Raw genomic sequence first — 5,841 nt, 5'->3', positions numbered from 1 at the left:
GCGCCGAGCGACTTTATCGCAATCCATGCCGCACCGATGAGCAAGCACGGTTTCAAAGGCGAAATCGACCTGCATTGGCGTCCGCTGCCGGATCCCCAAGCTAGCGTGCTGGTGAACGAGATGTTCGCCAGTGCCGAAATCGTCCACATGGCGAACCGCGCCATCCGCGTTCCCGATCGGGCAATGCACCTGTTCCTTGCTGTGGCTCGGGCCGATCCATCGGACTCCCAGGAGGCGTTTTTCCGCGCCATTGAGGCCGCCCATCTAATCCGAGACTGCGCCGGGCAGGTCGACTGGTCGCGCTTTCTGCATCTTACGGACGCGCAAGGCGCGCATTGGCGCGCGCTCAACGTTCTGCGACTAATCCGCGATCACGCTGACACGCCCGTGCCGAACCATGTCCTCGGCGCGCTGGCTTCACGTGTACCCTTGTCGCAGCGACTCCGGATGCGTCGGCAACTCAGCCGCGGCTTTCGCGACAGCGCGCTGCGCCGACTCATGCTTTATACTCACCCTTGGCGCTTTCCACCTCAGCCGTATGAGCTGCGAACACCCAGACCACTCACATTCGTGTTGCAATGGGTCGTCAGAAACCGGCTCAAGCGTGCGTGGAAAGCCTTCCAGAAATCATCACACGAGCCGACGATGGTGGATTATCCTTACGGCTTCTCGGTCCCGGACACCGAGGGCCGCTGGACCACCGGAGAACTCGCGATCATTGAGCTGAGCATACCCGGTCGATCACGGCGCACCGTCACCGTCGAGATCGTCGCCATGCCTTTCGTGCCACCAGGCCGGACGGCTTTCAACTTCCGCGCATTCGCCGGCGTTGGAATTGAGCGGCACAGCGTCGCCTACAGCGACAAGGTCTACCTGCGGCTTCCGGCTCAGGTTTCGCAGCAAGGAAAAACCGTCATTGCGCTACAACTCGACGATGCCCGCAGCCCGTCCGCACTCGGGCTAAACACGGATTCGCGCTTCCTCGGGCTACTCGTCAAAAGCGTCGCCGTGCTCGCAGATGGCAGCGAGATCAACGCGGCCGACGGCGCGACTCGATCGCCTTCTTGAGCGCCAGCAGCGTCTCGGCATTCTGGGCCTCCGACGCGACGCGGCCGCCGTTGCGCTGATGCAGTCGGCGCATCAGCACGACCTCCTCAAGCATGACGCTACGCAGCCCTGCGGCGCGGGCGCGCGCGAACCAGTCGATCACACTGGCAATTGCAAAGCTCTCGTCAAAGGCGCCGATACGCTCAAACGCCTCACGGCGGATCAGCATCGGTGTACGGCCTTCGCCGCGCAAAATATCCTCAGGTGGACGAAAGGCTTCACGCAGATGCTCCGGTACGTCGGGGCTGACGAATTGCTGCGACAGACCAAGCACCGCTTCCACTGTGGAATCGCGCTTGAAAATGGCAAGCTGCTTGTCGAGGCGACCGGGTGTCCACAAGTCGTCGCCATCCTGGAATCCAAAAATGTCGCCAGTGGCGCGCGCAAGGCCGGCGTTCAATGCCCTGGTCGTTCCGGTATTGGGCTGTGATAACGCGACGATGCGGGTGCCGTAACGATCCATGATGTCACGCGTCGCGTCGGTCGAACCGTCGTCGATCACGATCAGTTCGTGCCGCGAATCGAGCTCTGACAAGACGCTGTCGATCGCCTCGGCGAGATAGAGCTCGGCGTTGTAAGCAGGAAGGACGACCGAGACGCGCATCACAGATCCGCTCTATCCCTGTTGCGCGCTATCCGGCGACGAAGGACGGCCATGCTGCCGTCGATTCTCACAGCCTTGCTGGCCGTCATGTTGCCCGGATGGCGCCGATAGACGATCGTCACCGCATCGACTGGCGCCGCCGCGACCCCCGCTTCCTCAAGCCGCAGCCAGTAGTCAGTGTCTTCCCCAGCAACCATCGATTCATCGAAACCGGTCACGCGCTGCAAGGTGTTGCGACGAAACAAGCAGCCCCACACGCCGACCCGGTGCACATACTGACCGTCCAGGGGCGCGTATCTTTCGTCTAGGCCGTTGTCGAATTGCAGCTTCATGCGACCATATACGGCATCGAGGCCCGGGCGATTAAAAAGCGCATCTCGCAACTGCGCAAGCGAGCCGACCGGCCAGATATCGTCGTGATCGAGAAACGCGACGAATTCGCTTGTGCCCCGGCGTAGTCCGGTGTTGCGCCCGGCGGCGCAGCCGCTGCCTTCGCAGGCGATCAGTTCCACTCGCGGATCGCGCCTGACGAATTCTCCAACGATCCCGACCGTCGCATCGGTCGACCTATCGTTGACGACGACGACACGGTCGTCGCACTCGAGCTGGAGCAGCACGCTCGCGAGCGCTTCGGCAATATGCTCCGCACCGTTCAGCACCGGTATCACAACCGTCGTTGAGCGATTAGTCATTCGCGGCGGGCCTCTCTTTACAATCAAAGCCGGTGAAGAAATTCGGCGAACGCGTCGGGAATAGCATTCGGCGTTGCTCCAGTATCGATGAAGAAGATTGGCGCGAGCCCGATCACCGACATCAGCTTTTTCGAAACTAGATCCGGCCAGCCGGGGGTCAGCGTCACGGTCATCGTCAGTAGCGCATTGAACGCATCGATCGGCCGGGCCGGCTCGAACTCCGGCCGCTCCGCACCGCGACGGCGCGGCAACAGCAGGGCGGCCGCCTTTCCGCCAGTCAATTGGTCGGGCTGCAACACGTGCTCCATACGCAACTCGTGCCGCACCTCGCCATCCTCGTGCGAGATTTCCGCCCGCGCATCGAGGATGCCGGGGAAGACCGAACTCAGGTCATTGCGCAGCCGCGCTGAAGTGAACAGCGGCTCGACCAACGCAGTCTGCGAATTGACCAAAACAAAATCGTCGCCGGCGTAGTCCCAGCCAGCTAGCGCGCATGCAAGCGCGGCTGTGGTCTTGCCGGCCCGGCCGATGCCCGCCAGCAACAGCGTACGTCCATTCAGGCTGACCGCACCACCGTGCAGCGGCACCCACGGCGTCCGCAACAGCACGGCATGAATCGGAGCAAGGATCGGACGGCTACAGAGCCAGGCAGGGGCGAAATCGTCGCCGAGCCAGACAACCGCGCGGCGAGACGCAAAATCCACAATATGCAATAAATGCTGCGAATCGAATTGCCATAAGGCGTAGACGTCATCATTCGCCAAAGCCGCGTGCCCCGCAATGCGTTGCGGCACGGCGTCGGATAAATTGACGTAACGGCTGGTGGTGAAGCAGATCTCAAGCACCGGCGAACTGCCGGGCAATGGCGGTAGGAATACATTGAAGGCATCGGCAAGTTCGGAAGATGCGAAATGCAGTCGCAACGCAAGTGGGCCGGACCTCGCGGGGCGCTCGATGGCGCCGTCGTCTAGGCTTTCAAAGGCGCGCGCGACTGCCGCGCTGAATCTGCGGCTAGCGGTCGCCATTGGCACTGTGGGGCCAACCGATGTCGTCAACATCATGCACCGGATCGAGTAGCAAGAGGTCGCGTAAGTCGTCGAAACGCTCGAGCAGCGGCGAAGAGAACTTAAAGCCAGGCGACGGGGACCACGCCACCCGATGTATTGGTGAGTCCACCGGCGCGATGATGGCCTCGTCGCCGAGCCTGGTTACAAAAGCATCGACCTCAGTTGCAACATTATTGGCGCCGAGGCGCGTCGCTATCTCCTCGACGCTTACGCCCGCCCGCAATCCGAGCCAGATCTCTGCGCCGGAACCCGTTAGGCTGTAATAGGCGCCAGTGACATAATTCGCGATGACGATCTCGTTGTCGAAGCGGCGGCTCACTAGAGCTGGATTGTCCGTTGAAAAATAGCGCATCAACCACTCACAAATTCATATGCCGGCTGCTGATTTAGCCCACACACCGGCGCCGATCAATGTCCGGCGCAAAATTGTGACGGGTGCGCGATGGCAAACATGTTGGATGTTGGTCGACCAGCATGACAGTCGGGGCGTGCCTGTCACTTTCTGGCTAGGTCTGCCGGACGAATCCCCTCATCGCCTTGCTGGCACGCGAATATGACATCCCGATACATAGTATCTATGCAAAGCGCATAGCCAACGCCCCGACTCTTGCCCATCAGGGACGATGCCAATTAGATCGACGTGACCGGTACAATGCAGTTGTGCGGAGCAGATCGAAACATTTATGATCCGGGGAGCCCCCGAGCATTGGCTATGGGTACATCGACGCTGGCGCGAGCCATAGTCAGTCTACCTTATATGAGTGCTGCATTATGCGAATAATTCGGGGACATAGTCACCGGCGCGGATGCGCTAACGCATGCCCGCTATTGGCACTTAGCGGACATGCGCCAGTGCGCTGGACATTTCCGCTTCTGGCCCAAAGCAGACATGGACTAGTGCGCCGCACATGTCCGCTTATGACCCAAAGCGGACATCACGCGCACGTGTCACTCGGGAAAGAACCCTGCACCAACAACGGCGACCCCCTCGGCTTTCACAGCCTTAACGTAGCTCCATTTCTGCGACGGTTCGGTCTGTCCAGGCTTTGGTAGCCAATAATCGACCCATCCCGATCCTTTTGTCTGTGCAACCTTTAAAATCTCGTCGTGAAAAGCCTTCCCCTTCTTATCTTTTTCTCCGTGGTATGCGCGTCCCTCGCGTGCCGGGAAGGCCGGGTTGAGGACCACCGTGCCATCGGGAGCGTAAGCAAAAATGTAGGTATCACCCGTAAACCATTCGCTTCCGCGCTGACGAAATTCGGAGAATGCTTCCTTTCCTTTTGTGTTGACGAGTTCGGCTGCTCTATCCACAAGCATTTGGATTCGCTTTGCCTGATCAGAGTTTGGAGGAGACGATTGCGGATAGGCTGAATTGGCCGCAAGTACGAACGAGGCGCATATGATGATGAGCCTGAACATGGCTTACCCCTGCTGGGACGCGCCCCTGCCAATTATCCTATCAAAGCCACTCATCGAATATCAGGCTCGCACTCGCCGCGATATTTCGTTTTGCCTTTGCGATAAGATCAATTTTCTTGAGAGTGCATCGGCATTTAATGCAGCGCGTCCTCCAAAAGTTGCACGATCTATTACAAAAAATTCACGTGCAGTCGCGAAGCAATGCGCGCAAGCTCAAATTCTCATCGAGGGGACGACGCCTGCCTTTTTGACAAGGAGGCGCGTATGTTGCGATCAGAAATTGATTTCCCACCAGTTTCTCAGATCGGCGATAGACGGTGCCCGCAATGTCGCTCTTCTACGCGGCTCGCATGGATCGAACCTGACGAAAAACCGGGTTATGACAGGCGCACGTTTGAGTGCTCGCATTGTCACCACTTGGATACCGTGATGGTGAAATACAGGGCTCCGGCCGGCTAGCTGGGCGGAAAACTCGAGGCGCGCTTCTTCTTTGCCAAACGTGCCTTTGGTAGCTGACTTATGTTCTCTTTTTATCATCAGCGTGAATGGGTGCTGCCATGCCGCAGTTCACACCTCAACTCATCCGAGACATGAGAAAAGCGCTTGAAGATGTCATGACACGGGTTCCCGTCGAGTACACGACGGCGACCGTTAAAGTCTATCTCGCTGAATGCATCCTGAGGGCCGCTGCCGAAGGTCACACAAATTACAATGAACTGTTTACCGCCGCAGCTGATCAAATTCAGAGTGCTATATCGCTGTTTACGTGAACCAGGGGGCGACGAATGCTGCGTAAACCGCACGTGGAAGATGCGCTGCACCGCTGGAAGAGCGGTGTCCGCTATTGGCCCAAAGCTGAAATGACGGTTTGCGCCGCACTCGTCCGCTTTCGAGAGTAAAGCGGACATGACCTTTCGCGGGGATCCGCTTTAACGGTCGCTATCGGGGGTGA

General features: G+C 58.9%; 7 protein-coding genes. 2 read left to right on the top strand and 5 right to left on the bottom strand.

Features of this window, described 5'->3' with window-relative positions:
- Positions 1-1,068, top strand: a 1,068-nt coding sequence (locus VN623_RS12840; protein WP_325571501.1) for a hypothetical protein, incomplete at its 5' end; no start/stop codon positions are given.
- On the opposite strand, the gene VN623_RS12835 is transcribed toward VN623_RS12840, so the two are convergent.
- The 5 genes from VN623_RS12835 to VN623_RS12815 form a co-directional block, all read right to left on the bottom strand.
- A complete protein-coding gene (locus tag VN623_RS12835) occupies positions 1,031-1,711 on the bottom strand; it encodes a glycosyltransferase family 2 protein (protein WP_325571499.1) in 681 nt (226 codons plus the stop codon). The two genes, VN623_RS12840 and VN623_RS12835, sit on opposite strands and share 38 nt — an antisense overlap.
- Positions 1,711-2,403 carry a glycosyltransferase family A protein gene (locus VN623_RS12830; protein ID WP_325571497.1) on the bottom strand — a complete coding sequence of 231 codons (693 nt, stop codon included), beginning with the start codon at positions 2,401-2,403 and terminating at the stop codon, positions 1,711-1,713. The genes VN623_RS12835 and VN623_RS12830 overlap by 1 nt, the downstream gene beginning before the upstream one ends.
- Before the next feature lie 23 nt (positions 2,404-2,426).
- Complete coding sequence (locus tag VN623_RS12825) at positions 2,427-3,266, bottom strand: hypothetical protein (RefSeq protein ID WP_325571495.1); 840 nt, start codon at positions 3,264-3,266, stop codon at positions 2,427-2,429.
- A 148-nt stretch (positions 3,267-3,414) separates the two neighbouring features.
- Entirely contained in the window at positions 3,415-3,822 is a 408-nt protein-coding gene (locus VN623_RS12820; protein ID WP_325571493.1) for a PqqD family protein, read from the bottom strand.
- 596 nt (positions 3,823-4,418) lie between these two features.
- Positions 4,419-4,889, bottom strand: coding sequence for a cache domain-containing protein (locus VN623_RS12815; RefSeq protein WP_325571490.1), 471 nt, complete (start codon positions 4,887-4,889; stop codon positions 4,419-4,421).
- Between the two features lie 614 nt (positions 4,890-5,503).
- Here VN623_RS12815 and VN623_RS12810 point away from each other — a divergent pair.
- Positions 5,504-5,659, top strand: a complete 156-nt coding sequence (locus tag VN623_RS12810) for a hypothetical protein (protein ID WP_325571488.1) — start codon at positions 5,504-5,506, stop codon at positions 5,657-5,659.
- Positions 5,660-5,841: the final 182 nt, after the last annotated feature.

This window comes from Hyphomicrobium sp. (assembly GCF_035572195.1).
Lineage (GTDB): Bacteria > Pseudomonadota > Alphaproteobacteria > Rhizobiales > Hyphomicrobiaceae > Hyphomicrobium_B.
Note: the sequence above shows the minus strand (reverse complement) of the source record. Positions and strands in the feature narration are given on the sequence as shown.